Origin of the sequence: Virgibacillus halotolerans (genome assembly GCF_016908515.1) — a bacterium.
Classification (GTDB): Bacteria; Bacillota; Bacilli; order Bacillales; family Amphibacillaceae; genus Virgibacillus_M; species Virgibacillus_M halotolerans.
In genome coordinates this window covers 115,772-140,750 of the sequence record NZ_JAFBEA010000003.1, presented here as the reverse complement: position 1 = coordinate 140,750, position 24,979 = coordinate 115,772, and the positions used below count along the sequence as shown (strand labels likewise).

Annotated in this window: 30 protein-coding genes; 11 read left to right on the top strand and 19 right to left on the bottom strand. The window is 39.1% G+C overall.

The window, feature by feature from the left end:
* The first annotated feature begins 222 nt into the window (after positions 1 to 222).
* Both JOC34_RS09395 and JOC34_RS09390 read left to right on the top strand, forming a co-directional pair.
* Positions 223 to 780: an REP-associated tyrosine transposase gene (locus JOC34_RS09395; RefSeq protein ID WP_205136503.1), complete on the top strand. Its 558-nt coding sequence runs from the start codon at positions 223 to 225 to the stop codon at positions 778 to 780.
* 100 nt (positions 781 to 880) lie between these two features.
* Entirely contained in the window at positions 881 to 1,723 is an 843-nt protein-coding gene (locus tag JOC34_RS09390) for an aldo/keto reductase (protein WP_205136502.1), read from the top strand.
* Between the two features lie 164 nt (positions 1,724 to 1,887).
* On the opposite strand, the gene JOC34_RS09385 is transcribed toward JOC34_RS09390, so the two are convergent.
* The 5 genes from JOC34_RS09385 to JOC34_RS09365 all read right to left on the bottom strand — a co-directional run bounded on the left by JOC34_RS09385 (position 1,888) and on the right by JOC34_RS09365 (position 5,090).
* On the bottom strand, positions 1,888 to 2,442 hold the full coding sequence (locus tag JOC34_RS09385) for a hypothetical protein (protein WP_205136501.1): 555 nt from the start codon (positions 2,440 to 2,442) through the stop codon (positions 1,888 to 1,890).
* A 32-nt stretch (positions 2,443 to 2,474) separates the two neighbouring features.
* Positions 2,475 to 3,320 carry a DUF4097 family beta strand repeat-containing protein gene (locus JOC34_RS09380; protein WP_205136500.1) on the bottom strand — a complete coding sequence of 282 codons (846 nt, stop codon included), beginning with the start codon at positions 3,318 to 3,320 and terminating at the stop codon, positions 2,475 to 2,477.
* Entirely contained in the window at positions 3,313 to 3,873 is a 561-nt protein-coding gene (locus tag JOC34_RS09375; RefSeq protein ID WP_205136499.1) for a DUF1700 domain-containing protein, read from the bottom strand. The genes JOC34_RS09380 and JOC34_RS09375 overlap by 8 nt, the downstream gene beginning before the upstream one ends.
* Positions 3,866 to 4,189: a helix-turn-helix transcriptional regulator gene (locus tag JOC34_RS09370; RefSeq protein ID WP_205136498.1), complete on the bottom strand. Its 324-nt coding sequence runs from the start codon at positions 4,187 to 4,189 to the stop codon at positions 3,866 to 3,868. Before JOC34_RS09370 ends, JOC34_RS09375 begins: the two co-directional genes overlap by 8 nt.
* Positions 4,190 to 4,325: 136 nt before the next feature.
* The gene (locus JOC34_RS09365; protein ID WP_205136497.1) at positions 4,326 to 5,090 is read right to left on the bottom strand and encodes an arylamine N-acetyltransferase family protein; all 765 of its coding nucleotides are present in this window, start codon (positions 5,088 to 5,090) and stop codon (positions 4,326 to 4,328) included.
* A 167-nt stretch (positions 5,091 to 5,257) separates the two neighbouring features.
* Between JOC34_RS09365 and JOC34_RS09360 the strand changes: the two genes are divergently transcribed.
* The 4 genes from JOC34_RS09360 (at position 5,258) to JOC34_RS09345 (ending at position 8,223) form a co-directional block, all read left to right on the top strand.
* Positions 5,258 to 5,749 (top strand): hypothetical protein, encoded by a 492-nt coding sequence (locus JOC34_RS09360; RefSeq protein WP_239544232.1) that lies wholly within the window; start codon positions 5,258 to 5,260, stop codon positions 5,747 to 5,749.
* Positions 5,750 to 5,766: 17 nt separating this feature from the next.
* Positions 5,767 to 5,985: an SHOCT domain-containing protein gene (locus tag JOC34_RS09355; RefSeq protein WP_205136496.1), complete on the top strand. Its 219-nt coding sequence runs from the start codon at positions 5,767 to 5,769 to the stop codon at positions 5,983 to 5,985.
* A 119-nt stretch (positions 5,986 to 6,104) separates the two neighbouring features.
* On the top strand, positions 6,105 to 7,541 hold the full coding sequence (locus JOC34_RS09350) for a sensor histidine kinase (protein ID WP_205136495.1): 1,437 nt from the start codon (positions 6,105 to 6,107) through the stop codon (positions 7,539 to 7,541).
* The gene (locus JOC34_RS09345) at positions 7,528 to 8,223 is read left to right on the top strand and encodes a response regulator (protein WP_205136822.1); all 696 of its coding nucleotides are present in this window, start codon (positions 7,528 to 7,530) and stop codon (positions 8,221 to 8,223) included. The genes JOC34_RS09350 and JOC34_RS09345 overlap by 14 nt, the downstream gene beginning before the upstream one ends.
* A 55-nt stretch (positions 8,224 to 8,278) precedes the next feature.
* On the opposite strand, the gene JOC34_RS09340 is transcribed toward JOC34_RS09345, so the two are convergent.
* A complete protein-coding gene (locus JOC34_RS09340; protein ID WP_205136494.1) occupies positions 8,279 to 8,731 on the bottom strand; it encodes a GNAT family N-acetyltransferase in 453 nt (150 codons plus the stop codon).
* Positions 8,732 to 8,939: 208 nt separating this feature from the next.
* On the opposite strand from JOC34_RS09340, the gene JOC34_RS09335 reads away from it, so the two are divergent.
* Positions 8,940 to 10,010: an NAD(P)H-dependent flavin oxidoreductase gene (locus tag JOC34_RS09335; protein WP_205136493.1), complete on the top strand. Its 1,071-nt coding sequence runs from the start codon at positions 8,940 to 8,942 to the stop codon at positions 10,008 to 10,010.
* 162 nt (positions 10,011 to 10,172) lie between these two features.
* Here the strand turns inward: JOC34_RS09335 and JOC34_RS09330 are convergent, their stop codons facing one another.
* Positions 10,173 to 10,586 (bottom strand): VOC family protein, encoded by a 414-nt coding sequence (locus tag JOC34_RS09330; RefSeq protein ID WP_205136492.1) that lies wholly within the window; start codon positions 10,584 to 10,586, stop codon positions 10,173 to 10,175.
* A gap of 113 nt (positions 10,587 to 10,699) precedes the next feature.
* Here JOC34_RS09330 and pdxK point away from each other — a divergent pair, with 113 nt between their 5' ends.
* Positions 10,700 to 11,515 (top strand): pyridoxine/pyridoxal/pyridoxamine kinase, encoded by an 816-nt coding sequence (gene pdxK, locus JOC34_RS09325; protein WP_205136491.1) that lies wholly within the window; start codon positions 10,700 to 10,702, stop codon positions 11,513 to 11,515.
* A 104-nt stretch (positions 11,516 to 11,619) separates the two neighbouring features.
* Here pdxK and JOC34_RS09320 read toward each other — a convergent pair whose 3' ends face one another.
* Positions 11,620 to 12,012 (bottom strand): YuzC family spore coat inner layer protein, encoded by a 393-nt coding sequence (locus JOC34_RS09320; RefSeq protein ID WP_205136490.1) that lies wholly within the window; start codon positions 12,010 to 12,012, stop codon positions 11,620 to 11,622.
* Positions 12,013 to 12,187: 175 nt separating this feature from the next.
* Between JOC34_RS09320 and JOC34_RS09315 the strand changes: the two genes are divergently transcribed.
* On the top strand, positions 12,188 to 12,853 hold the full coding sequence (locus JOC34_RS09315) for a GntR family transcriptional regulator (RefSeq protein ID WP_205136489.1): 666 nt from the start codon (positions 12,188 to 12,190) through the stop codon (positions 12,851 to 12,853).
* A 47-nt stretch (positions 12,854 to 12,900) separates the two neighbouring features.
* Here the strand turns inward: JOC34_RS09315 and brnQ are convergent, their stop codons facing one another.
* Positions 12,901 to 14,256, bottom strand: a complete 1,356-nt coding sequence (gene brnQ / locus JOC34_RS09310; RefSeq protein ID WP_205136488.1) for a branched-chain amino acid transport system II carrier protein — start codon at positions 14,254 to 14,256, stop codon at positions 12,901 to 12,903.
* A 270-nt stretch (positions 14,257 to 14,526) separates the two neighbouring features.
* On the opposite strand from brnQ, the gene JOC34_RS09305 reads away from it, so the two are divergent.
* Positions 14,527 to 15,093: an NADPH-dependent FMN reductase gene (locus tag JOC34_RS09305; RefSeq protein ID WP_205136487.1), complete on the top strand. Its 567-nt coding sequence runs from the start codon at positions 14,527 to 14,529 to the stop codon at positions 15,091 to 15,093.
* Positions 15,094 to 15,168: 75 nt separating this feature from the next.
* Here the strand turns inward: JOC34_RS09305 and JOC34_RS09300 are convergent, their stop codons facing one another.
* The 10 genes from JOC34_RS09300 to JOC34_RS09255 form a co-directional block, all read right to left on the bottom strand.
* Positions 15,169 to 16,215, bottom strand: coding sequence for a DUF1646 family protein (locus JOC34_RS09300; RefSeq protein ID WP_205136486.1), 1,047 nt, complete (start codon positions 16,213 to 16,215; stop codon positions 15,169 to 15,171).
* Positions 16,216 to 16,376: 161 nt separating this feature from the next.
* On the bottom strand, positions 16,377 to 16,766 hold the full coding sequence (gene mnhG / locus JOC34_RS09295; protein ID WP_205136485.1) for a monovalent cation/H(+) antiporter subunit G: 390 nt from the start codon (positions 16,764 to 16,766) through the stop codon (positions 16,377 to 16,379).
* Positions 16,750 to 17,031 (bottom strand): Na(+)/H(+) antiporter subunit F1, encoded by a 282-nt coding sequence (locus tag JOC34_RS09290; RefSeq protein ID WP_205136484.1) that lies wholly within the window; start codon positions 17,029 to 17,031, stop codon positions 16,750 to 16,752. Before JOC34_RS09290 ends, mnhG begins: the two co-directional genes overlap by 17 nt.
* Positions 17,028 to 17,507 carry a Na+/H+ antiporter subunit E gene (locus JOC34_RS09285; protein ID WP_205136483.1) on the bottom strand — a complete coding sequence of 160 codons (480 nt, stop codon included), beginning with the start codon at positions 17,505 to 17,507 and terminating at the stop codon, positions 17,028 to 17,030. The genes JOC34_RS09290 and JOC34_RS09285 overlap by 4 nt, the downstream gene beginning before the upstream one ends.
* Positions 17,508 to 17,513: 6 nt before the next feature.
* On the bottom strand, positions 17,514 to 18,995 hold the full coding sequence (locus JOC34_RS09280) for a Na+/H+ antiporter subunit D (protein WP_275577690.1): 1,482 nt from the start codon (positions 18,993 to 18,995) through the stop codon (positions 17,514 to 17,516).
* Positions 18,988 to 19,329, bottom strand: a complete 342-nt coding sequence (locus JOC34_RS09275) for a Na(+)/H(+) antiporter subunit C (protein WP_205136481.1) — start codon at positions 19,327 to 19,329, stop codon at positions 18,988 to 18,990. Before JOC34_RS09275 ends, JOC34_RS09280 begins: the two co-directional genes overlap by 8 nt.
* On the bottom strand, positions 19,329 to 19,751 hold the full coding sequence (locus tag JOC34_RS09270; RefSeq protein WP_205136480.1) for a Na(+)/H(+) antiporter subunit B: 423 nt from the start codon (positions 19,749 to 19,751) through the stop codon (positions 19,329 to 19,331). The genes JOC34_RS09275 and JOC34_RS09270 overlap by 1 nt, the downstream gene beginning before the upstream one ends.
* Positions 19,738 to 22,149 carry a Na+/H+ antiporter subunit A gene (locus JOC34_RS09265; protein WP_205136479.1) on the bottom strand — a complete coding sequence of 804 codons (2,412 nt, stop codon included), beginning with the start codon at positions 22,147 to 22,149 and terminating at the stop codon, positions 19,738 to 19,740. The genes JOC34_RS09270 and JOC34_RS09265 overlap by 14 nt, the downstream gene beginning before the upstream one ends.
* Before the next feature lie 256 nt (positions 22,150 to 22,405).
* A complete protein-coding gene (locus JOC34_RS09260; protein WP_205136478.1) occupies positions 22,406 to 23,062 on the bottom strand; it encodes a carboxymuconolactone decarboxylase family protein in 657 nt (218 codons plus the stop codon).
* Positions 23,063 to 23,278: 216 nt separating this feature from the next.
* Complete coding sequence (locus JOC34_RS09255) at positions 23,279 to 23,674, bottom strand: DoxX family protein (RefSeq protein ID WP_205136477.1); 396 nt, start codon at positions 23,672 to 23,674, stop codon at positions 23,279 to 23,281.
* 270 nt (positions 23,675 to 23,944) lie between these two features.
* On the opposite strand from JOC34_RS09255, the gene JOC34_RS09250 reads away from it, so the two are divergent.
* Positions 23,945 to 24,958 carry an LLM class flavin-dependent oxidoreductase gene (locus JOC34_RS09250; RefSeq protein WP_205136476.1) on the top strand — a complete coding sequence of 338 codons (1,014 nt, stop codon included), beginning with the start codon at positions 23,945 to 23,947 and terminating at the stop codon, positions 24,956 to 24,958.
* The last annotated feature ends 21 nt before the right edge of the window (positions 24,959 to 24,979 follow it).

Below are 24,979 nucleotides of genomic sequence, written 5' to 3'. Positions count from 1 at the left end.
GTTTGGAACCTTGTAAGGTTAACACCTTACAAGGTTTTTTTAATGCTCATTAGCATCATCGAATTCAGATTTTATAAGCGGAAACTGTTAGTGTTCGTCAATTTTATATAGATAAAATAGCATTTTTCTGCTCCTACGTATATTAAAACCTATTTTCACATGTTTGTTCTGTGCTGTATGTCTATATATAATGGGAAGGATTAAAGAAGGAGGAATAATACAGTGGCTCGAAAACCCCGCACATGGTTCCCAGGCGCTATTTATCACATTACAGCCCGAGGAAATAGACGTGATACCATGTTTTATGATGCACAGGATTACCAGTATTACTTGGATCTTATTAAAGCATGCAAGCAAGATATCCCCTTTGACATTCATGCATATTGCCTCATGCCCAACCATATTCATCTGCTCTTGGAAACACGAGATGACCCCCCTGGCTCCATCTTCAAATTTATCCACACCCGATACGCCATTCATTTCAACAAACGCTATGAATTAACTGGTCACGTTTTTCAGGATCGCTATCATTCGAACATCATAGATTCGGAAAATTACTTTCTGAGAGCTAGCAGCTATATTCATTTAAATCCTGTTGAAGCAAAAATAGTTCGCAAGCCAGAACATTACTTTTGGAGCAGTTATGCAATTTACCTAGACGAAACCACACATAATCCCATCGTTGAAACCAAGAAAATATTATCATCATTTCAAGAACCTAGCAGGCAAGCGTATTACACTTATGTCGGAGAATATAGGGACAGTCCCTCAACGATTTAATGCGTTAACGTGTTGGGGGACTGTCCCCCAACACAATATATTTGAATCTTCATTCAGATTGATGGTATTCTTGAATTAATATTGAAAGGAGTGGTTCGTTATGAATAAATCAATTCCAGAAATCACACTTAATGATGGCGTTACTTTGCCAGTTATCGGTTTTGGTACATATAATCTGAATGGAAATGAGGGTGCCAACGCGATAAATAGTGCCATTGATGTTGGTTATCGATTAATTGATACCGCTTATAATTACGAAAATGAGGGAACTGTAGGTGAAGCTGTTAGACGCAGTTCTGTTCCAAGAACTGATTTAAGAATTACATCTAAATTACCGGGTCGCTATCAAACATATGATAAAGCTGTTCCTACCATTCAAGAATCTTTATATCGCGCAAACTTGGATTATTATGATTTATATCTTATTCATTGGCCAAACCCTAAACAAGATAACTATGTTGAAGCTTGGCAAGCATTAGTTGACGCTAAAAAATGGGGACTAGTTCGATCTATTGGTGTTTGCAATTTTCTACCTGAACATATGGAACGTTTAGAAAAGGAAACTGGTGTTATGCCAAGCATCAACCAAATCGAATTACATCCATTTTTCAACCAGGAACAACAAAGGAAATGGCATGAAGAAAATAATGTGAAAACAGAATCCTGGAGTCCATTAGCCCGAGCAAACACAGTCTTACAAAATGAAACGATAAAGAAGATTGCCGATCATCATAACAAGTCTATTTCACAAGTTATTTTACGTTGGCATTATCAACTCGGGGCAATCCCAATTCCTAAGTCCGCATCACCTAAACGACAACTTGAAAATATATCCATTTTTGATTTTACTCTTGATGACACAGAAATGAGTACCATTGCAACATTAACTCGCCCTGATGGTAGAAATAAAGATCAGGATCCTGCTACTTATGAAGAGTTTTAAAAAAACATATAAAGCACATCACTTATTTACACAAGTGATGTGCTTTACTTTTTTGCAATATATATTACGCTGGAATTTCCCTTTACGAGGATAGCAATATTAGCGAAAGTAATAACCCCCAAACACAAAATTTATAGGGGTTATTATTTGAAATAAGCATTCGCCTATATGGCGTGCATCAATTCCATCTCTGTTCCTGTATAAAAACCTGCAACCTTTCCTTGATAAACGAGTTCAAATTCAGGAGACGCTTGCAAGTCGTGAGGTGTTATTAGTGATAAAGGCTTTTCAAATGCAACGACATTACATTCCAACAATACAGTAGCAACAAATTGAGAGCAGAAAAAGGCATTCCTTCTTTCCAGCGGTTTATTAAAAATAACAGCGAATAATCCAATTAAATTATACCGATAGAGATCCTTTTTTGCTTCCATTTCATCTACATAATCATTCATTTTTTGCAGTTCATCATCCGTGACAGTACAACAATAAACAGAACATCTTGCTTGTTGAAATAAATGTCCCTGTATATCTTCCCTTACAAATCCGCCTTTAAATGGATTACGGGGATTTTTCCTTCCAAAGCTGTAGGCTTCCATCAAGTTCCGACCAAACGCGATGGACGCATGATTATACGGTTTTTTTGTATATAACTTTATCATTTTTGTAAAAAGTGTTCCTGTATCTGTAAGGAGTATATACACCTTCTGTTTTTTCATAGTAAATACCCCTTATCGTGGGGACAGTCCCCTTATTTTGTCACTGTAATTTTACCGTTTCCCGCTGTTAACTTAATTAAATGCTCTCCGTCGCCAATAACGGTATCCCAATTTGTTTTTCCGAAAATATCAGCTTTTCCATTGTCTAATTTTATATCAAAAATAACATTGGTTGGGTCTTTTTCCGTTTGGATTTTGATCTTCCCATTATCTGTTTCAAAATCTATCGCGCGATCTAAATCATGTGTTACAAGCGAAATACTTCCATTGTTTGTTTTACCAGAAAGATTACCCTCTACATTGTCTAAATGAATTTTCCCGTTATCTGCTCTTATATTAACGGCAGACGATGCTACATTTTTCAGATCAATCGTTCCATTATCTGCTTCGGCAGTGACCTTAGAACTCTCCAAGTTATTCAATTTAATATGCCCATTGTCTGTTTTTACATAAACATTTTTCGCCTGTAAATCGTCTACTTGGGCACGTCCATTACCGCTTTCTATTTGCAGGGACTGATATAACTTTTCAGGGACGTATACTTTTAACGTTAAAAGCGCCGAAGTAAAATCAAAGTTAAAAAGTTTGTTCTGCCTATAGCCTACATCTACCTTAAGTGTAGATGCTTCAACATCAGCCGATAAATGGTAGTTCGAATGTTTACCACTTAGCTCTATTGTGGCTTTCGAATCGCTTGTGGGAAGTACTTCCACCCTCGCTTCATTCGATGAAATCTCTATTTCATCGAATGCATCTTGAATTTCTACTTTTTCTTCTGTAACGTCTTTGGCTGTATTTATTGATTTAAATGTGAAGATACTTCCTACAATACCAACCAGTAAAAGTATTAAAGCAACAATTGATATTTTTTTAATCATGTTTCATCCCACCTTTTACAAGCTTTACATTAAATTGTAAATATCGAACAAATCCGCTGCTTAATCCGCGCGTTGCAAAAAACATCCCAATCGCAATAAATAACCCAAGACCTGACAACATTATTGATAGGAATAAGTCAAAGAGTGCAAATGTTTCCGGATATATTACCGCATTTACCAGCACTAATAATGGTGACACAATAAACGCAATCCCCGTTGCCCATCCAGCAAAAGCCACTCCGGCTAGTGCAATAAAGGGGCCAAGCACGATCACTAAGTTAAAGAACCCCAAACCGATAACAGCCCATACTGCCCGGAAAATATTACCGGTTGATGCAGTTGCCTCCACTTTTTCCATATGATGGGAAGCGAGTAATTCTTTCGCAATTTGGTTTGGCGAGCCAAGCGAGGCTGCAATTTCTTCCTCTGTTTTCCCTTCTTCTAATCCAAACGCAAAATGCTCTTCGAAATCCTGTATAATTTCTCGACGTTCATCTGAAGAAAGTCGTTTTAAAGATTTATCTAAGCTTTTTAAAAATTGTTCTTTATTCATTGCTGACACCTTCCTCTATCAATTGATTCACAGCCCTTGAAAATTCCTTCCATTCCTGCATCTGTTCATGCAAATAATTTCTCCCCTGCTCTGTCAATTTATAATATTTACGAGCAGGCCCGCCGGTAGATTCCTGGAAGTAAGTTGTAAAATAGCCTTCTTTCGTTAATCTTCTTAAAAGTGGATACATAGATCCTTCCGATATTTCAATTTTATCTGAGATTTTCTGAACCAATTCATAACCGTATCGATCTTGTTTATCCAATAATACAAGCACACAAATTTCTAAGATACCTTTTTTAAATTGTACGTTCACTATTGTCACTCCATTCATCAATTACCACTACCTTGCATTGAACAGTACCTGTTAATATTAATTTACCACACAGTACTGTTTATTGCAAGGTAGTAAATTATTTAAAATGGGGACAGTCCCCCACCCCTTTAACGCGTTAGCGTGGTAAGGGACTGTCCCCAATCTGAAAATACTTTTCCAATACATATGGTCTTTCTTCTTCACTAATGGTTTGCTGCTGTTTTACACCATGGCGGGTAATTGTTAAAACATTGCCGGAAAGTGTTACCCTGCCTTCTAAAGTTGCAAGTGTGACAATTTCCTTTTGGGTAAAAGGAGAATGCATTGATTTTTGGTTAAATACACAAGCCGCAGCAAAGTCCTTTAAATTCATCGGCTTTGTATCCAGACGATAGATCGTATCCCACGCATCATCGCCTACCTGCTGTCGCTCAACATCATAAATATGCGTTTCCACTTTTTTAACCCGATAAGTTCCACTGATATCTTCATGAATTTCACCTGTTAATGACAATGGTGATCTGGCGGAATCTCCAAAGCCAACATCTACTAAATAGGGTTGATCTAGCATAACAATCGTACATGCATGACTTCCAGATCTTGCCCACGTACCATCCGGGCGATTAATCGTAGCTGATGCTAGCTGACATGAAAACCCAAGACTTTGCAGTAACCAGTGAAACAAACCGTTTAATTCATAACAAAATCCTCCCCGATGATTTAAAACAACCTTTTTATAATAAACTTCCACATCCAACGGAATCGGAACATGATGCATTACATCCAAATTTTCAAATGGTACATGAAGCATATGTTGGTACTGTAATTTGCTAAGTTCTTCCAAACTATTTTCTTTCACAGGGCCAGCTTTTATTCTCTCTAAATATGGATTTACTTTCATTATTATACCTACTCTCTTATCCACCTTGTTACCATTAATCCTAACATACCCGAATGAAGACAATCCTTCAAAGGAACTTTCCATGTCAGTTTATAGAAAGTTTATAAATGCTTCAGATGGTGTTCATTTTTACTTGTTATGATGTAAACAGTTGAGGAGGTGAAATAATGAAGTTGTCCATGACATCTAAAAGGGGATTGCTAACCATCCATATTTTATTTGCTGCGATCATGTTTGGAAATATGGTGACACTTCTTATTTTAAGTATTACTGCAGCGACAACAGAAAATGCACAACTGATCAAAAGCTGTTATCAAATCATGCATGTTCTCGCTAGTACATCTGTGAAGGCATCAACCATTGGGACCACTGTAACAGGAATTCTTCTTTCTATTTGGACAAAATGGGGATTATTTCAATTTTATTGGATCATTGCAAAACAAATCATCACGATAATGCTCATTGGTTTCAATCTATGGGGAATATACGCCTGGACACTACAAGCCCTAAGTCGAGTGGAAACAATCACTGATCAAACGAATATGTTCATGCTGCAAATTGATTTATGGATCGGCATCACCATTCAAATTATTTCACTGATCTTCATCTTTACCATTTCCGTCTTTAAGCCATGGGGCAGGCGTAAACAACAGAAATAATCAAAAAATGATAGGAGTTGATTGATATATTTTGGGCAAATTTTCATCCATTTGCTTTCATATTCTTTTTATTGATTGTTGGATTATTTATTGCAAATATGGTGATGTGGAGACGTAGAAGAGGAACATGTTTCCACAATCCATATGATGCTATGACGATTTTAGAAAACCGCCTTGCAAGAGGAGAAATTAGTAAAGAAGAATATCAAGAAGTAAAGGAAACGCTAAAAAGATAACCTTTCTAGAATGCCCACATTTTATAGTTGTGGGCTTTTTATCTATGATTTGTCCAGTTGCCGTTTATTTTTTGCTATTATGATAAGTATCATGAATACTTATCTCAAAGGAGAATGATATGTCAATTCGCAAACGTCTCTTCTTATCTAACTTCGCCATGATTGTGATGCCAATTATCATTATTTTGTTAATTATATTCTTATTCAATATCGTGATTAATGGCGGGTTTAAGGGAAATCACTTCAAACAGCGCTGGCAATCAACCGAAGCGCCTACTTCGGAAGTATTTAACGATCTAAAAAAGGCTGCTTCATTGGAACAAGAAAAGTTGTCCGACGGGGACTATATGAGCACCCTGACAAATAATCAGGATTTTAATATTGCTATCCGTAAAGGAGAAAGCTTTATTTATACAACCGATCATTTGAAAATCATTTCAAATGAGGATCTCCCTTCGTTTGGGAATGAAGGATATGACCCGGCAGGAGCACGGTTTGGGCAGGAACATTATTCGATTAGACAACATGATTTTTATTTCAACGATGGTACAGAGGGTTCTATATTTCTCTTAGATCATGCCGCATCCTTTGTGAAATTTGCCAGGACATTCTTCCCGATCATTTTTATTAGTTTAATCGTTGTCCTTATCTTGACCAACGTACTGCTATCTTATTTCATGTCACGAGGCATTTTGCTTCCTGTCAAACAGCTTTCTGATGCATCAGAAAAGGTTAGCAAAGGCAACTTGGACTTCTCTGTTCAATCCAAAAGCAAGGACGAACTCGGACAACTTGTTCAGTCTTTTGATACAATGCGTGCACAGCTGAAAGAGTCCTTAGCATTACGAGATAAATATGAAAATAATCGCAGGGAATTAATCGCAAATATTTCCCATGATTTAAAAACGCCAGTTACCTCTATACTTGGGTATGTAGAAGGTATCCAGGATGGTGTCGCCAATTCAGTTGCCAAGCAAGAACGATATCTTGAAACCATCCACACAAAAGCAACATATATGAATCGGTTAATTGAAGAGCTCTCTCTATACTCAAAATTGGATGTAAAAAAACTTCCTTTCTATTTTGAATCTGTAAATATACACGCATTTGTACAGGACTATTTAGACGAGATTGCATCAGAGCTCGCAGGAAAGAACATTCAGTTAAAACTGGATACAAAGGACTTTCAGAAACATGTTATGTTAGATAGAGACAAACTCATCCGTGTCATGGAAAATCTTATCTTTAATAGCGTAAAATATATGGATAAAAGCACCGGTCGAATTACCGTCTTACTTACTGATCAGGAACAAGTGGTTAAAGTAACTATTATGGATAACGGACCTGGTGTTTCAGAGGAAGAAGTCTCAACAATATTCAACCGATTTTACCGAACTGACCCATCCAGAAGTACACAAGGTAGCGGACTTGGCCTAGCCATCGCATCACAAATCATTGAAGCACATGGGGGTTCCATTTGGGCAGAAAATCTACCTGATAAAGGCCTCGCCATCCACTTCACATTAAAAAAGTCTGAAGGAGATAACCATGAGTAAAAAGATATTAATCATTGAGGATGATCAAAGCATTGCTGAATTGGAAAGAGATTACCTTGAAATTGGGGGGGTTCAGGCTGACATCGCTCCGGATGGGAAAAGTGGTCTAGAGGCCGCTATTCATCACCATTACGATTTAATTTTACTAGATGTCATGCTCCCCCATATGGATGGCTTTGAACTGTGTAAGCAAATTCGTAAGGAAAAAAACATCCCGATTCTGATGGTCACCGCGAAACATGAGGATATTGATAAAATTCGTGGTTTAGGACTCGGCGCGGATGATTATATCGTCAAACCGTTTAGTCCAAGTGAATTGGTTGCACGTGTAAAAGCACACCTGGCGAGATATCAACGGTTGATCCAAACCGACACACTGAAAGATGAAATTCATATTCGAGGACTACATCTCAATACAGTTTCCAGGCAAGTTTATATCAACGGCAAAGAAGTTAATTTCACAACCAAGGAATTTGATTTACTAACATTTTTTGCTCGCCATCCAAATCAGGTTTTCTCCAAAGATCATTTATTTGAAAGCATTTGGGGATTCGATGCGATGGGAGATAACGCAACAGTAACTGTTCACGTCAAAAAGATCCGTAAAAAAATCGAAAAAGATACAAGCGATCCCCAGTACATTCAGACAGTCTGGGGATCAGGCTACAGACTGAAATCATAATCATGACACCGTTCATTCAATGTTAGAAATGGGCGGTCCCTAAAAATACTTAATGTTAAAAAATCAACTTCATCCCCTCATGACTTGCTACGAATCCTAACCGATCATAAAAGCGATGGGCATCTTCCCTTTGCTTATCAGTGGTCAATTGCACCAGGCCACATTCCTCAGACTTCGCGATGCAAATAGCTTCTTTGAACAATGCTTCTCCTATCCCCTCACCGCGATACGCTCTATCAATACGTACAGCTTCAATTTGTGCCCTTTTCATACCCAGCCTTGCCAAACCCGGAATAATCGTTAATTGGAGACAGCCAATAATGGATGAGTCTTCTACAGCTACGATAATCTGGTTACCCCTTTGCAGTTCGATTTCTGCAAACGCTTCAAAATATTCAATAGGCAGCTTTTCTACATAACGCTCACGCGTAGCTCCCAGTTCATCATCAGCAAGTAATTTAACAATTGCCGACACATCTTCTTCTCTTGCGCTTCGAAAATGAACCATTATATTACTCCTCTCCATTTTTAACAACAAAGTAAAATTCGATAATAATAGATTTTGCAATGCTTACTTGCTATAAATAAGATTGGTTCGTATTTCGGCATATTTTTCGCATTATTTATACAATAACATTAATTTTTATTTTACACGATGCTTCGTAATCGTTAACATAGATATAGAAGCAATGAAATTTTGATCAGGAGGATAATAAATGTGGAATAGCAATCAATTAACAGATCAGCTAAAAATCAAATACCCTATTATTCAAGCGGGTATGGCCGGAGGTATAACTACTCCTGAATTAGTTGCTGCAGTTTCCAATGCCGGTGGATTAGGAAATGTAGGTGCTGGATATATGCGTGCCGAAGATATGAGGCATACCATTCGTGCCATTCATAAACTAACCACTCAACCTTTTGGGGTGAATGTGTTTAATCCCGAGTACCCAGAAACAAAACAAGATTATATTGACCAAACCAATGATTTACTGTCACCGATTAGAAAGGAATTAGGTGTTGCACCCGTTTCTATATCTGAGGACACTCCATCAACATTATTCGCAGAACAAATAGATGTGCTTCTGGAGGAAAATGTACCAGTCATTAGTTTCACTTTCGGCATCCCATCTAAAGAGATGATTCAAAAATTAAAAGCAGCAAATAAAATTTTGATTGGGACAGCAACAACCGTGGAAGAGGCTATCATGAATGAAGCAAGTGGTATGGACATGGTTGTTGTCCAAGGCAGTGAAGCTGGTGGACACCGTGGAACTTTTAATGGATCATTTGAAAAAGCGATGATTGGTACAGTTGCTCTTGTTCCCCAAGTAGTTGACCGAGTAAATATTCCTGTTATTGCTGCCGGTGGTATTATGGACGGGCGTGGCGTATTAGCCTCAGTGATATTAGGAGCGCAAGGTGTACAGATGGGAACAGCTTTTGTCACCAGTGTTGAAAGCGGCGCAAAGAAGCAACATAAAGAAGCAATATTGAATAGCGCAGAAGACGGGCCTGTTATGACCTCCGCATTCAGTGGGAAACCAGCGAGAGGTGTCGAGAATAAATTTATCACAAGCATGAAACAACATGAACAACAATTACCTGACTACCCTATCCAGAATACAATGACAAATGCTATTCGAAAGGAAGCCGCCAAACAGAACAAACCAGAATATATGTCACTTTGGTCCGGTCAAAATACGCGCCTTAGTCAAAACAAATCTGCTGACCAAATCATCTCTGACATCGTTAGTCAAATTCGTAATATCTCTCAGGGGTTTTAAACGCAGATGATCCGTTCACATTAGAAAACTATTCACCATCCGCGTTACACAAAAATAAGCGCAACTACTACACCCACTTGAAGAGGCGGGTGTAGTAGTAACGCCGCGGAGATAAACAACGTCCAAAAGGGGTTTCATTCCGCTCAACGACCGTTGTTTCGTCTATTCCTTTTTTATAAGACTCAATTGCCAAGTAACCCCAAACGCATCGCCTACCCAGCCGAATTTATCACTAAATGGATAAACATCCAGCGGCATAAACACATTGCCATCTGCTGCCAGTTCCTCAAAAACGCGGTCAATCTCTTCCTCTGAATCAAATGTTACAAACAAAGATATGGAAGGAGTGAAAGTAAAGTTATGCTTCACATAACTGTCGCTGCACATAAACTCCTGTCCTTTAATGGAGAAGACGGCTTGCATGACTGTCCCTTCATCACCAGCCTCATCCGCTCCATAGCGTGTTATACTTACAATTTCTGAGTCGTCAAAAATAGATGTATATGCATTCATGGCTGCTTCTGCCTGTCCTTCAAACATAAGAAATGGATGTACTTTTTGATTGATATTTCCCATTAAATCTGCCTCCTTTTCGGGGACTGTCCCCAAATAATGCTTTCCCTAGCTTCATAAATATTATATCCTATTCATAGATACTTTAATATAAATAACAGTTGGAGGGAATTTTTATGCCGATGAAAAAAACATTAACACTTGCAGGATCTGATTCAAGTGGTGGTGCAGGTATACAAGCAGATCTAAAAACATTTCAGGAATATGGTGTGTATGGCATGAATGCTCTTACCTCCATTGTAACAATGGACCCGGATAATGGTTGGAGTCACGATGTATTTCCAATCGATGTGGATGCAGTAGAGAAACAATTAAGCACGATTTTATCCATTGGTGTCGATGCTATGAAAACCGGGATGCTCGGCTCAGTCGAGATTATCGAACTTGGTGCTAGAAAAATGGATGAATATAAACTAAACAATATTGTCATTGATCCCGTAATGGTGTGCAAAGGCGAAGATGAAGTATTGCAACCAGAAAACACGGATGCAATGCGCGAATTGCTTATTCCACGGGCAACGATCGCAACACCTAATTTATTCGAGGCGGGACAACTTGCGAGAACAGGCCCACTTAAAACAATTGATGGCATGAAAGAAGCAGCGGTAAAAATTCATGAGCTTGGAGCTAAAAATGTCGTCATTAAAGGCGGGAAGGCGCTTGATCATGAAAAAGCCGTTGATCTATTTTATGATGGAAGTGAATTTATCCTGCTTGAAAAGGATAAACTGAACACAACCAATAACCATGGTGCCGGATGTACATTTGCAGCTGCGATCACCGCAAATCTAGCAAATGGGAAATCTGTGGAAGACGCAGTTATCGCGGCGAAGGATTTTGTTACTGCAGCAATTGCTCATGGCTGGAAAATGAATGCATACGTTGGTCCAGTCATGCATGGAGCATATAATCAGTTTGGCAATAGCAAATAGGAATAGTGATTCGGGAATCGACGTAAAGCGCCCGTTCGCCTCTGTAATAGGTTTATGTTTCACTTCCTTACAGCAAAAGCCCCTTATAGAGGGGCTTTCGCTATTCAGGATCCCCATTTCAGGGTAATTGTTAAGGTACAGCAGTCCTTCCCTTCCCCTTCTTGAGGAGCGGTAATATCAATTTGAACGCCTGATGGTGTATAGCGAACTTTAACTGGAACGGTTACCCCTTCGACGGATTGAATTAAACGATCCACCTCTGTTTGTTCCCCTTTTTGTGCCGCATCCATCATCTGATGAGAAAATTCTCTGTCAGCAAACTTATCTATAAGAAGTTCACCCTGCTTTAAAAGTGTCTTAAATGTTTTCGCAGATTGTGACAATATCTTTGTATCTACCGGAGGATATTGACGCACTGGTGATAACTGCGGAGCATAGTAAGGTGGATAGTTTTGTAGATAAGTAGGAAAGAAATAAAGCGGGCAGTGATAATACATAACAAGTCTCCTTCCTATCACAGGAAATTAAGGTCATACCATCATATGCCAATACGCTTGCCCATGAGACAAATTCATTCTTACCCTGCAAACTAATCGTGCATGACACTTTTCGTAATATATTGTATACTATATATAGTTGCTGTAAAATATTACTAAGGGAAGGTGAATTATCATGCCGATACCTGCTGATCACTTGAAACCAGTTCGAAAGTCTGCAAAAGAAAGTGCATTTAACCAATTACAACAATGGATCATTGATGGAACTTTACGTCCAGGTGAAAAGTTAAATGACAGTGAGCTCGCGGAGGCCCTAGGTGTTAGCAGAACCCCCATCCGAGAGTCCTTGCAGTTACTAGAAGCACAGGGATTTGTTCAATTGTTCCCCGGCAAGGCAACACAAGTAACAGAGATAGAAAAGGAATCAATTAACGACTTGCTTCCTCCTTTAGCCGCATTGCAAGCATTATCAGCTGAGCTGGCAATCGCTCATCTAACAGTTGATACACTTACATTGCTTGAAAATACGAATCAACGATTTGCAGCGGACATCCGGTCAGAAAATTATTTCTCCGCATTGAAAAGCGATGAGGAATTCCATCAAATTATTGTGGATACCGCAAACAATCCTTATATTCCTACGATGATCGAACAACTGCAAGCACATGTTAGAAGATTATTTTTCCATAACTCGATCATTTTAACCGAAAAGTCCATAGCCGAACACGATATAATCATTCAATTAATGAAAGAAAAAAATGTCACAGAGGTCTCCTCTGTCATGCGAAAAAATTGGCTTCGAGCCATCGACGAATTTCGTTCTACTAAAAAGCCTGAATAACATTAAAAATCCGGTTCCCCACTAATTTATGGGAAAACCGGATTTTTTTAAGCACGAACTTCAGACGGCCTTTGCAGGTGGACGATCACCCCTGTAATTGCAATCACAATCACAACAGGCAAGAGCCAACCAAGACCTTCACTATAAAGCGGCAAGACTTCTTCATAGAAAGATACAATAGGTGCCAACCAGCCGAAATATTCCATTTCGAAAAGCTCACAAAATGTCTTTACGCCATCAATAATACTAATCATAAATGTAACAACTGTTGCCGAAACATAAACAATTCGCGAATGATTGAATAACGGTGATAGAAATGTCAAAAGCATTAAAACAATCGCAAGTGGATAAAGGAACATTAATACCGGAATCGAGTAATTAATAATGTTTGCTAATCCAAAGTTTGCAACGACAAACGTCATGGTTGTAAAGAAAGATACAAATATTTTATAGCTAATCTTTGGAAATAGTGTATGGAAGTATTCAGCGCAAGCTGTCATCAATCCAATACTTGTCGTTAAACAGGCAAGTATGATAACAATCGTCAGCATGATAGACCCTGTCATTCCAAAATAATGGGATGCAGCACTGCCAAGAACAGGCCCACCTGTATCAAAAAGTCCAACTGCTTCCGTACTCGTTGCTCCCAAATAAGCTATTCCAGTATAAAGTATACCAAGAAACGCAATAGCTACAATGCCTGATTTTGCTGTTGCAACAAGTACGCCACGCGTAGACTTTACACCAAGCGCATGTATGGCATTGATAACGATAATCCCAAATACAAGAGATGCTAATGCATCCATCGTGTTATATCCTTCTGTGAAACCTTTCATGAATGCACCGCCTGCATAGGCATCTTGCGGCGCTTCAATCGCACCCATAGGTTTCACAATGACCATAACAAGTAAAGCAAGCAACAGGATAATAATTCCTGGCGATAATATTTTTCCAACGCGGTCTACAATCTTGGTAGGGTTTAATGAAAGCCACAGTGTCACAGCAAAAAACAATAATGTGAACACGATTAACCCTACTCCTTCAAAACTCTCTCCTAAAAATGGCGCAATACCAATATCATACGCTACAGCACCTGTACGTGGTGCGGCGAAAAACGGTCCAATGGTTAAGTAGAGAAGCGCAGTAAAGATAATTCCATAAATTGGATGAACGCGACCCGCTAATTCCTGCAGGTTACGACTCCCAGAGAATCCCATTGCTAGGATTCCAAGAAATGGTAACCCCACGCCCGTAATCAAAAATCCGATCACTGCCGGCCATAAATTTGTTCCTGCATATTGACCAAGCTGTGCCGGAAATATCAGGTTTCCCGCTCCAAAAAACAAGGCAAACAACATGACCCCTACTACGAAATAAGACGAAAATCCCAGTTTATCCTTCATGCAATCCAAACTCCCTATGATGTAAGATTCTATAGTTGATATCATTAAGCGTCATATGCAATATATCAATGAAAAACCATCATACTATTTTTTCATCTAGAATGCAATATATTAGTGGGGGACAGTCCCCCACTACGCTAAAGTGTTAAATTAATTTGGCATTGTTTTATGTCATTTACAATATACTAGGCAAATTAGTTGAATCAAACAAGAAGACATTATATTATGTAAGTTGGTTATTAATTATAATAAAAAGGGAGTTTTACAAACATGACCATAAGCGTTAAAGCAATTATTGGTAGTACGAGTTCAACATCAAATAACTTAAAGTTAGTTGAATATATGAAAAACCGTTATGCAGATAAATTAGATATCACCCCAGTGTTTATTAATGACGTTGAAACGTTTTCAATCGACATTGAAAATGATCCAACAGCAAATGTAAATAAATTTAAAGCGGATGTAAAAGATTCCGATGCAGTATTATTTGCGGTTCCGGAATATAATTATTCCATTCCAGGTGCGTTGAAAAATGCCATTGACTGGCTATCACGTGGTGGCGACCTTACAATCAAAGACAAACCAGCATTCATTGTAGGTTCTTCTATGGGTGTCCTTGGAAGTGTCCGTGCACAAATGCACTTAAGAGATATACTATCAAATCCGGCGTTGTCACCGATCTTACTTCCAGGAAACGAAGTATATATCGGATCCATTCATGAAAAAATGAATGAAGCTGGTGAAATAACGGATCACGGAACCATTGAATTCCTCGATTTAGTTGTAAATAACTTTATTGAATTCTATCACAAAACGAATACAGCCATTACGATTTAACTCGCTTTATTTTAAAAGTGCAAAAGGGATCTTCCACAGAAGATCCCTTTTTTACTTGCCATCTAAATTAACCAATCAGAACAGAACAATAACAATGAAATACAATACCATGGCAACCAAGCCGACTGGTACAGCAAAACGTGCATATTGTATGCTTGTAATCTTCAGCTTTCCAGCAGCAATAATATTTGGAATGTTTCCTGGTATCAGCATTCCTCCACTGACAAGCAACCCAAGTAAAATATCTCTGATTGTCGTCTCGTTCATTACAGGGCTAATTTCTGCCGCGGCTAGTGTAGCGTTATCCAACACAGCTGAAATCATGTTTATCCAATATAAAATTAGCGGACTTAAATCGAGTAAATACCTTTCAATAAATGGTTGGAATCCTGCCCCTAGAAAAGTTAATGCCATAACAAACAAATAAATCTTCAAACTGCGGATAATGATTTCTGCATAGGATTCTGTTTGTGAGGCAGCATTTGAATCCGAATCGGACGCTGATTTATTTTGTGCCAAAATAGCAGCTGATTCATCTCTTGATTTCACCATCAATGCAGCCATTACACCAAAGGCAATCACACCTGGTATGACATATACACCAATTAATTTCAGTAAATAGAAGAAATCCTCATTTAATTTACTTACTACAATAGTTGAAAGCGGCTCCCCAATCGGCGTAAGTGCAGCACCCATACCAATTGCAAAACACGCTAAAACAACCAGACGAATTTCCGACTTTTTATCCATTTTCAAAACGCCTACAACTGCAACGAGAATAATTGCTGCAATGATGGCAGTAATCAAACTGGAGATTAATCCAAGAATAATTACAAATAATGCAATAAACAAGCGGTATGGTATCGCTTTGCTTAATCCCAATACACCTTTTTCAATCGGATCCTGGAACCATCTGAATAACAGCCCCGCAACGAGCACTGCCAATGTTATGTTAATTGGGTGTATTAAAGCTTCATTTATCAGATCCCAATTTAATACTTGGCTTACCAATACGGATAAAACACCCATAATGAATAAAAACACTTCCAGGTTCCGTTCGACGATCTTCGTAAACGGTAAAAATAGTACAAGCACTAATATGATCGTTAATCCAATAATCATAAGTATGTTCTCCTTTAAAGTATATGTAATGTCACTTTTATGATTTGCTCTCTCCATTATAAATATAATCCGCTTTAATTACATCTTCAAGGACACAATAATGTTATTGCCTCAATCCCCTTGTTATTCAAAGTTAAGCAATATGATTTCATCTCATTGGTTTAATCTTCGTCGCTTTTCATTTTTTGGGAAGTTCTATCCTTTTTAGCTTGCTTCACAACTTCCTCCAATTCATCTTTCACTGTCAATTCGCTCGGCTTCACACCTGAAATGTATGCTGCACGACCCATGATATGCCCACCGATCGGCGCAGTGATAAACAGAAAAACAATACCCAAAAGGAGTTTGATATTAAAGTCTCCCTCAATCAGCCAAAAATAAAGAAAGACACCTGATAATGTACAGAGGACACCAAAAGTTGTACTCTTCGTAGCAGCGTGTGATCTTGTATATACATCAGGTAAACGAAGTACACCAATCACCGCAACTACTGTAAAAATAACACCGATAGAAATCAGCAAAACGACAAGTATATTAGCTATTACGATCACGTTCGATGATCTCTCCTTTCTCAATGAATTTGGAAAAGGCAACCGTTCCGATGAAAGACATAACAGCAATCAATAAAATAACTTCCATAAAAAATCCCGTTCCGAACAAAACCGATAAGAGAGCGATGGCTGAAATAAGCGTGACACCAAATGCATCCAATGCGATAACTCGATCAGGGATTGAAGGTCCCCAGAAAATCCGAAGCAGTAGGCCAAGAATCGATAAAACAACAAGCATTAAACCGATCCAAATGAATGTCATCATGATTGACCCACCTCCCTAATTGCCTTCTCAAATGAATGTTTGATCGATTGGATCTCATTATCCACATCATCAACGTCAATCGCATGAATATAAAGTGTCCGCTGATCATCTGATACATGTACAACCAATGTTCCCGGTGTTAATGTAATCAAATTGGAGAGCAGCATGATTTCCCAATCCTTTTGCAAGTCGGTTGGAAATGCAAAAAATGCTGGCCTTATATCCATTTTAGGATTGAGAACGATAAGCAGGACAGTAATATTTGACATCGTGAGTTCCCTCAAAAAAATAAGTGCCAATTTAACAGCAGCCCACGCCCATCCTAAATAAAACCTTTCTCTGAAATAGCGCCGCATGATAAATATGATGAGGAGCCCGATTAAATATCCAATGATAAATGTCTGAGCTGTCATCGAGGAGCTCAAAAGCATCCAGGTCACTGCGATGACAAAGTTCAATAATATTTGGAAAGCCATCTTCATCTACTCCTTTAAAACCGCGTCAATATAAATGGACGGGTTTAATAATATATCTGAAGCATCCGCCATATAAGGAATGAGCCATTCCGTGCTAACGCCGTAAACGATAGAAATGACTACAAGCAATGTTGCCGGAAGCATTTCTTTACGGTAAGAACGACGATCAGATTTCGGCAGTTTAACCGGTTCACCCCAAAATGCGTAAACAAAGATCCGCATAGCAGACAAAAGAACGATAATACTTGAAATAAGAATAATGACGGTGGCCCAAGTATTTCCAGCTTCGAAACCGCCCTGAACGATTAACAGTTTGCCGATAAACCCACTTAATGGCGGAATTCCTACGAGCCCAAATACTGTAATCAAGTACATCCAACCGAGAGAAGTGTGCGTTTTCATCAAGCCGCCCATGTTCCTTAAATTCGATGTGCCTGTTACAGAAATAATAATTCCGATCAATATGAATAGCGCAGCTTTAATAAGCATGTCATGAATCAAATAGAAAATTGCACCAGACATACCCGCCTCATTCATTTGCGAAACACCGAATAAAATAACCCCTACTGCAATAATAATATTGTAAATGATAATCTGTTTTAAATCGAAATATGCCAGTGCACCGACGCAACCCATGATAACCGTTAGAACAGATAGCACCAGGAGTAACTCATGTGTGAAAGCTACGTCATGTATGAAAAACAACGTATATGTCCTTGTGATGGCATATAAACCAACCTTCGTCAGCAGTGCACCGAACAGGGCAAGCACTGGCATTGGCGGAGCTGAATAGGATCCGGGAAGCCAGAAATAAAGCGGAAATAATGCTCCTTTTATCCCAAATACGAGCAGGAATAGAACAGCAATCACAGTAATAATCCCAGGTTGCCCCACTTCGGCAATTTTCGCGGAAATATCTGCCATGTTCAATGTCCCCACCACAGAATACAGGAGGCCGACTGTAACAACAAACAGTGCAGATGAAATAACATTTACAAGTAGATATTTGATGGATTCCCGCAGCTGTCTTTTCTCTCCACCAAGGACGATTAAGACATAGGACGCAATCAACAAGACTTCAAAAAAGACGAACATGTTGAAAATATCACCAGTTGTAAACGCACCATTAATCCCTGTCAGCATAAATAGGACAGCAGGATAGTAATAAAAACGCTCGCGCGCCTCTCCAATTGCTGTAAAACTATACAGCACAATCAAAATGGTAATTAGTATAGACGTTGTAACAAGCAACACGGACAACATATCTGAAACGAGGGAAATTCCAAATGGCGCTGGCCAACTTCCCAGTGTAATTGTTTGAACACCTGCTGTTTTCACCTTCCAGATGAGTCTAAGGGCGGCAGCTAAACTAACAACTAATCCAACTATCGTCAATAGCCTTTGCGCCCGGATGTTTTCCTTGAGAAACAGGAGAATTACTGCAAATAAAAACGGCAGGAGAATCGGAAGTATTAATAAATTAATCATGTTCATCATTTCCTCTCATAAGATCCATATTATCCGTCTGATGTTTCGAATATGTTTTATACGCAAGGACCAGTATGAATGATGTTACCCCGAAACTAATGACAATTGCCGTCAGAATGAGTGCTTGTGGCAATGGATCTGCATAGTCAGTTATACCTTCAGCAAGGACAGGCGGTGAAGTGCCCCCAAGTCCTCCCATCGTCAGGAGAAGCAGGTGGGCACCATGACTTAACAATCCGGTTCCAAAAATGATGCGGAGAAGACTTCTAGATAGTATTAAATAGACGGCAGCCGTAAATAGAACACCGATCACAATCGCCATCAATAGTTCCATTAAGAATCTCCCCCAATCGCTTGAATAATCGTCATAGCCGCGCCAATGACGACGAGATAAACTCCTGCATCAAAAATCATTGCCGTATGCAAGGATGTTGCCCCGAATAACGGTAAATAAAAATCATCAAAAGCATGTGTAAAAAAAGGAACATTAAAAATGATCGATCCAGATGCCATTCCAATAGATAGAAGCAATCCAATGGCTACTACAATCATAAAATTAAATGGCAATAATTGCTGAACGGTCCTCAAATCGTAAGCAAGCAAAAGAAGTGCGATCGCTCCTGTTGCAAGAAGCCCTCCAACAAATCCGCCGCCCGGTGTATAATGTCCGGCGAAAAAAATAAATATTGAGAAAAGAAGGATGATGAAAAACACAACCTTCGCTGCAGTCTGTAAAACAACATCATTTACTTTCATCAGTGCTCCCCTTTCCTGGTAGTTTCAGACGAATCATACTATATACACCGATTCCCGCAATTGATAATACGGCAATTTCAAACAATGTATCAAATCCACGGTAATCCACGAGTATGACGTTAACAATATTACCGCCCCCCGCTTCACTGTACACCGTGTCTTTATAAAACTGAGAAATAGAAGGAATCAACTTCTGCGAATGTGCGGACAGTGCAACAAGTGCCATGGTAATACCTACCCCCGCAGCGACAATAAAATTACCTAAGCGAAAACCCTTACTCTCTCCGTGTCTTTTTAACTCTGGTAAACGATGGAACGCAAGTAAAAACAAGACGACCGTAATCGTTTCAATAACAAGCTGTGTCAACGCAAGATCCGGCGCTTTGTAAATAACGAAGAAGAATGCAACAGAATAACCAACGCCTCCTAGCGCGATAACCGCAGTTATTCTCGTTTTTGCAGTCAAAATCATGACCACAGAGAGAATAAGTAACACAGCAGTCAATATGCCATATGCATTTAAAGGTGCGAAACTATTGAAATCAACCTTAAATGCATCTTTGATAAACAACGTTGCCAGTGTAATGACCACAATAGACACAAACATATAAATAAGATATGTTCTAAAAACACCTGTCATATAAAGACGGGATAATCGATTCATGCCTTTTTCTCCGGCCATCATTAATGAATCATATAAACCATTCAACGATAAAAGTTCGGGCTGTAAGTTATACAATGGCTGCCATTTTCTCATTGTTAGGAACAGAATGGATCCCAGCCCGATAATACCAAGTGTCATCAAAAGTTCAGGCGTCCATCCATGCCAAGCGGAAACATGCACAAGCACTTCAGATGGATGGCTATAGAGTCCGGCCTGCATCGCAACAACTGCAGGATTCACCAAAGTATCTCCTACAACATTTGGAATAAAGAAAATCACAACAACTAATACAGCCAGAATCACAGGGGCAATCAGCATCCCCACAGGTGCCTCTTTTGGTTCCACCGACAGTGATTCCTTTTTTCTTTTCCCGGCAAATGTCTTAAAAACAAAATAGAAACTGTAGATAAACGTAAATACACTTGCAATCCAAGCAACAATCGGGAAAATAATTCCCCATGTTGAAAAATTAAATAGATTAAAATCTTTCAGTGCTAACGTCGATGTAAGAAATAATTCCTTACTAAGAAATCCTCCAAACGGAGGAAGGCCCGCCATGGACATAGATCCGATAAACGCCACGGTAAAACTGATTGGCATGACACCCATTAACCCCCCAAGTTTTCGGATATCCCTTGTTCCCGTTTCGTGATCGACAATCCCCGCCACCATAAATAAGCTACCTTTAAATACCGCATGGTTGATCAAGTGAAAAACGGCTGCAAACCCGGCAAATTTGAAAAGTGCTGTACCCGCATCTACATGATAGCTGATGGCACTTGCTCCAAGCAGTGACATAATAAGGCCAAGCTGACTCACTGTTGAAAAGGCAAGAATAGCTTTCAGATCTGTTTGTTTGACTGCAAAGAACGCTCCCCAAAAAAGCGTAAGCAGCCCAATGCCCGTAACAAGCCAAATCCACACTTCTGAAACTGCAAAAACAGGTGTAAAGCGGGCAACAAGATATAGCCCAGCTTTTACCATCGTCGCAGAGTGAAGATAGGCACTAACAGGTGTAGGTGCCTCCATGGCATCCGGTAACCAAATATAAAATGGGAATTGAGCTGATTTCGTAAAAGCACCTAGTAAAACGAGAACCAGTGCTAATATAAAGAATTCCTGTCCAACTAAGTTTGACGCGTTAGCAATCAATTCACGAATAGAATATGTATCCCCCATTATGCCTAAAAGAACGAATCCACCTAGCATCATTAAACCACCGAATACCGTTATTAGCATGGATTTTAAAGCACCGAATCGCGAACCGTCTCTTGTGTACCAATAGCCTATCAATAAGAAAGAGGAAATAGATGTTAATTCCCAGAAAAGATAAAGCGTAATAATGTTATCTGATTGAACAATACCCAGCATAGCAGTCATAAACATCAGTAAATAGACATAGAAGTTATTCAACTTCTCTCGGGTTTTATCAAGATAGAAGATCGAGTAGAGCACAACAAGTGCCCCAATCCCTGTAATGAGTAATGAGAATAGAAGACTCAAACCGTCTATATACGATACGAATGAAATATCAAGAGAAGGGATCCATTCCAATGATGATATGGCGTGTCCACCATTCATCGTGGTTTGAATGAAACCGGTATAATAAATAAAAAGTGTTATAGGGATTATTAAAACAAACCAACCAGTATGTATGCTTTTCAGTTTCCTGAAAAGTATTGGCACGAAAATCGCTGCCAAAACAGGGAAAAATATCAATAACACGAATTCCACTAAGATGATGCTCCTTTCATTAGTTATTATCTAAAAAATTGGCATTCGCCGGACCTTCATGGATGCTTTTCTTCATTACACTTACGCAGAAAGGAAGAAATATGTTTACTACCCCAAAAAACGCAAAAGGGAGCCGTCAACCGAGGGCATAGAACGCCCTTGGTGACAGACTCCCCCAAGTACATTACTTATATTTGATTGAGATGAGTGTAACATAACTTATTAAAAATGTAAAATTGTTATTTAACATTAATTCTTATACATTGCCATAACTTTCTATCATATTGGCCATATGTGTGTAAGCACCACCGGCTAATAGCGCGGATGCAACCAATACCGCTTCAGATAACGCTTCATTTGTTGCACCTAACTTATCCGCATTTTTCGTATGCACATCTATACAGTACGGACATAATGTTGCATGTGCGACTGCTACCGCAATAATTTCTTTAAATTTCTTACCTAGTTTCCCTTCCTTCATTGCTGCACCACTAAATGTGGAATATCCTCGAAATCCTACATGCGCATTGCGACCTAATGTACTAAGCTTGTTAAGATTTGATCGTTCGTATAACGCATCATCTGCATCTTCTGCTAAAGCATTTTGCATATTCGTACTATGTGTTACAGCACCACCGGCTTCTACTGCTGCCGTAACCATTACTGCTTCCGCCAATTCACCGAGCGTGGCACCTTCTGCCTTCGCTTGCTTCGTATGACCGTCAATACAATAAGGACATTTTGTTACATGTGCAATGGCTACTGCAATGATTTCTTTTTCTTTTTTTGAGAGAGCACCCTCTTTGAAAACTTCCGTATTAAAGTTTGAAAAAGCTTCTGCTTGTTCAGGTGCGAGTTCATTCAACTTATTTAAATGCTTGTGCTGATCCTTTTCATAAAAATTGTTGGACATAATAAACTTCCTCCCATATGCATGCTATAACTTATATTCCACTATTCCGTTTTTCTCAAACGTTCCAGACAGCAAACACCCCCAAAGAAGAGACGCGCTAGGGGTGATTTTTCAGAAAAACATGCTGTCAATCTGGTTTATTTCATCGTCTGGTAACAAAATTTACACCGCTTATTCAGCCGTCATGCCGCCAAGGTCCTTAACTCTGATTAACAATTAAAAGATAAAGTAATCGAAAGCATAGATACCAGGTCCTGAAATAATCATGGCAATACATATGGTTATAATCAAAATATTATATTCCGCTCCATTAGCTGTAATCCAATAGCCATTTTTACCTGTTACAGTAATGATAGCCACCACCATTGTCCCAGCGATTAGAATAGCTGCCAAGGGGGTTAAAAAGCCAAGTACAAAAAACAAACCGCCAATCATTTCCGAAAGTGTTGCCAGATATACCATAAATATGCCTGGTTTAATACCTAGTGATTCAAAAAACTTCGCTGTGTTAAATAAACCATTACCGCCAAACCAACCAAATAACTTTTGTGTGCCATGCCCAATAATTGTTAATCCTAGTACAATTCGAATTAATAATAAGGCAATATCCATGACCATGCTCCTTTTTAAAACAAGATAATATCGGTTTGATTTACCTATTATTATTTCCCTTTCCTCCTAGTCTAATTCACGAAACAACTTTAATGATAGTTCTGACTCGTTCTAAACTTTCCTTGTCAATGATCTAATTGCCTGATTAGTACCAAAACCTATCATTAAGTAGCAATCCATTTCAACAGTAAAACCGATTGATGTCAATTCGTTCACCATTCTCCTATAATAAAAGAAGAGGTCTTCATGATGTAAAAGGAGAGATTGTAAATGGTCTCGTTAAATATACTTGATTACTCGCCAATCTATGAGGGTTCAAATGCCCGTGAAGCATTGCTGCACACAAGAGAATTAGCACATCTTGCTGATCGGTTAGGCTATCATCGATATTGGGTAGCGGAACATCACCATGTATTTTCTGTTGCTGGAAGCACCCCGGAGATGTTGATGATGCAATTAGCCGCTACTACCAATCAAATACGAATCGGTTCAGGCGGGGTCATGTTACCACACTATAGTCCTTACAAAGTGGCCGAAAACTTCCGGATGCTGGAAGCTTTCCACCCTAATCGGATTGATTTGGGTATAGGGAGATCACCGAGCTTCCGACTGGTTAACAAAGCCTTGAATGAGGCAAGGGACAAACGATTACCCTATGAACAGCAAGTACAGGATCTATATAAATACTTTACAGATAATACAACCGAAGACCATCGCTTCCAAGAACTGATCGCAACCCCTGTCATAGAAACAACACCGGAAATCTGGATGCTCGGAAGTGGAACTGGAGGTGCAAAAGTTGCTGCCGCAACGGGATCTGCTTATGCCTTTGCCCAATTTGGCTTTCCTTCTTACGCTGGACTCGATGTTGTAAATGATTACAGGGAACATTTCCAACCCTCTGCTTTGCTGAACAAGCCGAAAGTAATGATTGCTGTTTTCGCTATTATTGCTGAAACAACGGAGGAAGCTGCGGAAATCGCCCAAGCTTTTGATTTATGGTTGCTGTCTATCGAACCCTCCACAGGCAATCAGCCGCCATACTACCCTTCGGTTGAAACAGCGAAGGCTCGCGGTCTTAGCTCCTTTGAGGAAGAGCAAGTCAGGAAAAATCGAAAACGAGCGATCATCGGAAACCCGGAGGAGGTAAAAAAGGGCATAGAAAATGTATCCTACCATTATCAAGCAGACGAGATAACAATTATTCCACATTTTTACGATACCCAAAACCGGATGAAAGGGATTGAATTATTGGCAGAAGCATTTGGATTGGAACCCAATTAACATAAAGTAAAACTTCATTCA

What these genes read in the sequence shown, in the direction of transcription:
- JOC34_RS09390 (WP_205136502.1), top strand. Translation starts at nt 881, where the DNA reads ATGAATAAATCAATTCCAGAAATCACACTTAATGATGGCGTTACTTTG.
- JOC34_RS09385 (WP_205136501.1), bottom strand. Translation starts at nt 2,442, where the DNA reads ATGAAAAAACAGAAGGTGTATATACTCCTTACAGATACAGGAACACTT.
- JOC34_RS09380 (WP_205136500.1), bottom strand. Translation starts at nt 3,320, where the DNA reads ATGATTAAAAAAATATCAATTGTTGCTTTAATACTTTTACTGGTTGGT.
- JOC34_RS09375 (WP_205136499.1), bottom strand. Translation starts at nt 3,873, where the DNA reads ATGAATAAAGAACAATTTTTAAAAAGCTTAGATAAATCTTTAAAACGA.
- JOC34_RS09365 (WP_205136497.1), bottom strand. Translation starts at nt 5,090, where the DNA reads ATGAAAGTAAATCCATATTTAGAGAGAATAAAAGCTGGCCCTGTGAAA.
- JOC34_RS09360 (WP_239544232.1), top strand. Translation starts at nt 5,258, where the DNA reads ATGAAGTTGTCCATGACATCTAAAAGGGGATTGCTAACCATCCATATT.
- JOC34_RS09350 (WP_205136495.1), top strand. Translation starts at nt 6,105, where the DNA reads ATGTCAATTCGCAAACGTCTCTTCTTATCTAACTTCGCCATGATTGTG.
- JOC34_RS09340 (WP_205136494.1), bottom strand. Translation starts at nt 8,731, where the DNA reads ATGGTTCATTTTCGAAGCGCAAGAGAAGAAGATGTGTCGGCAATTGTT.
- JOC34_RS09335 (WP_205136493.1), top strand. Translation starts at nt 8,940, where the DNA reads ATGTGGAATAGCAATCAATTAACAGATCAGCTAAAAATCAAATACCCT.
- JOC34_RS09330 (WP_205136492.1), bottom strand. Translation starts at nt 10,586, where the DNA reads ATGGGAAATATCAATCAAAAAGTACATCCATTTCTTATGTTTGAAGGA.
- pdxK (WP_205136491.1), top strand. Translation starts at nt 10,700, where the DNA reads ATGCCGATGAAAAAAACATTAACACTTGCAGGATCTGATTCAAGTGGT.
- JOC34_RS09320 (WP_205136490.1), bottom strand. Translation starts at nt 12,012, where the DNA reads ATGTATTATCACTGCCCGCTTTATTTCTTTCCTACTTATCTACAAAAC.
- JOC34_RS09315 (WP_205136489.1), top strand. Translation starts at nt 12,188, where the DNA reads ATGCCGATACCTGCTGATCACTTGAAACCAGTTCGAAAGTCTGCAAAA.
- brnQ (WP_205136488.1), bottom strand. Translation starts at nt 14,256, where the DNA reads ATGAAGGATAAACTGGGATTTTCGTCTTATTTCGTAGTAGGGGTCATG.
- JOC34_RS09305 (WP_205136487.1), top strand. Translation starts at nt 14,527, where the DNA reads ATGACCATAAGCGTTAAAGCAATTATTGGTAGTACGAGTTCAACATCA.
- JOC34_RS09300 (WP_205136486.1), bottom strand. Translation starts at nt 16,215, where the DNA reads ATGATTATTGGATTAACGATCATATTAGTGCTTGTACTATTTTTACCG.
- JOC34_RS09290 (WP_205136484.1), bottom strand. Translation starts at nt 17,031, where the DNA reads ATGATGACATTCATTTGGATCGGTTTAATGCTTGTTGTTTTATCGATT.
- JOC34_RS09285 (WP_205136483.1), bottom strand. Translation starts at nt 17,507, where the DNA reads ATGGCTTTCCAAATATTATTGAACTTTGTCATCGCAGTGACCTGGATG.
- JOC34_RS09280 (WP_275577690.1), bottom strand. Translation starts at nt 18,995, where the DNA reads ATGATTAATTTATTAATACTTCCGATTCTCCTGCCGTTTTTATTTGCA.
- JOC34_RS09275 (WP_205136481.1), bottom strand. Translation starts at nt 19,329, where the DNA reads ATGGAACTATTGATGGCGATTGTGATCGGTGTTCTATTTACGGCTGCC.
- JOC34_RS09270 (WP_205136480.1), bottom strand. Translation starts at nt 19,751, where the DNA reads ATGAAAGTAAATGATGTTGTTTTACAGACTGCAGCGAAGGTTGTGTTT.
- JOC34_RS09260 (WP_205136478.1), bottom strand. Translation starts at nt 23,062, where the DNA reads ATGTCCAACAATTTTTATGAAAAGGATCAGCACAAGCATTTAAATAAG.
- JOC34_RS09255 (WP_205136477.1), bottom strand. Translation starts at nt 23,674, where the DNA reads ATGGATATTGCCTTATTATTAATTCGAATTGTACTAGGATTAACAATT.
- JOC34_RS09250 (WP_205136476.1), top strand. Translation starts at nt 23,945, where the DNA reads ATGGTCTCGTTAAATATACTTGATTACTCGCCAATCTATGAGGGTTCA.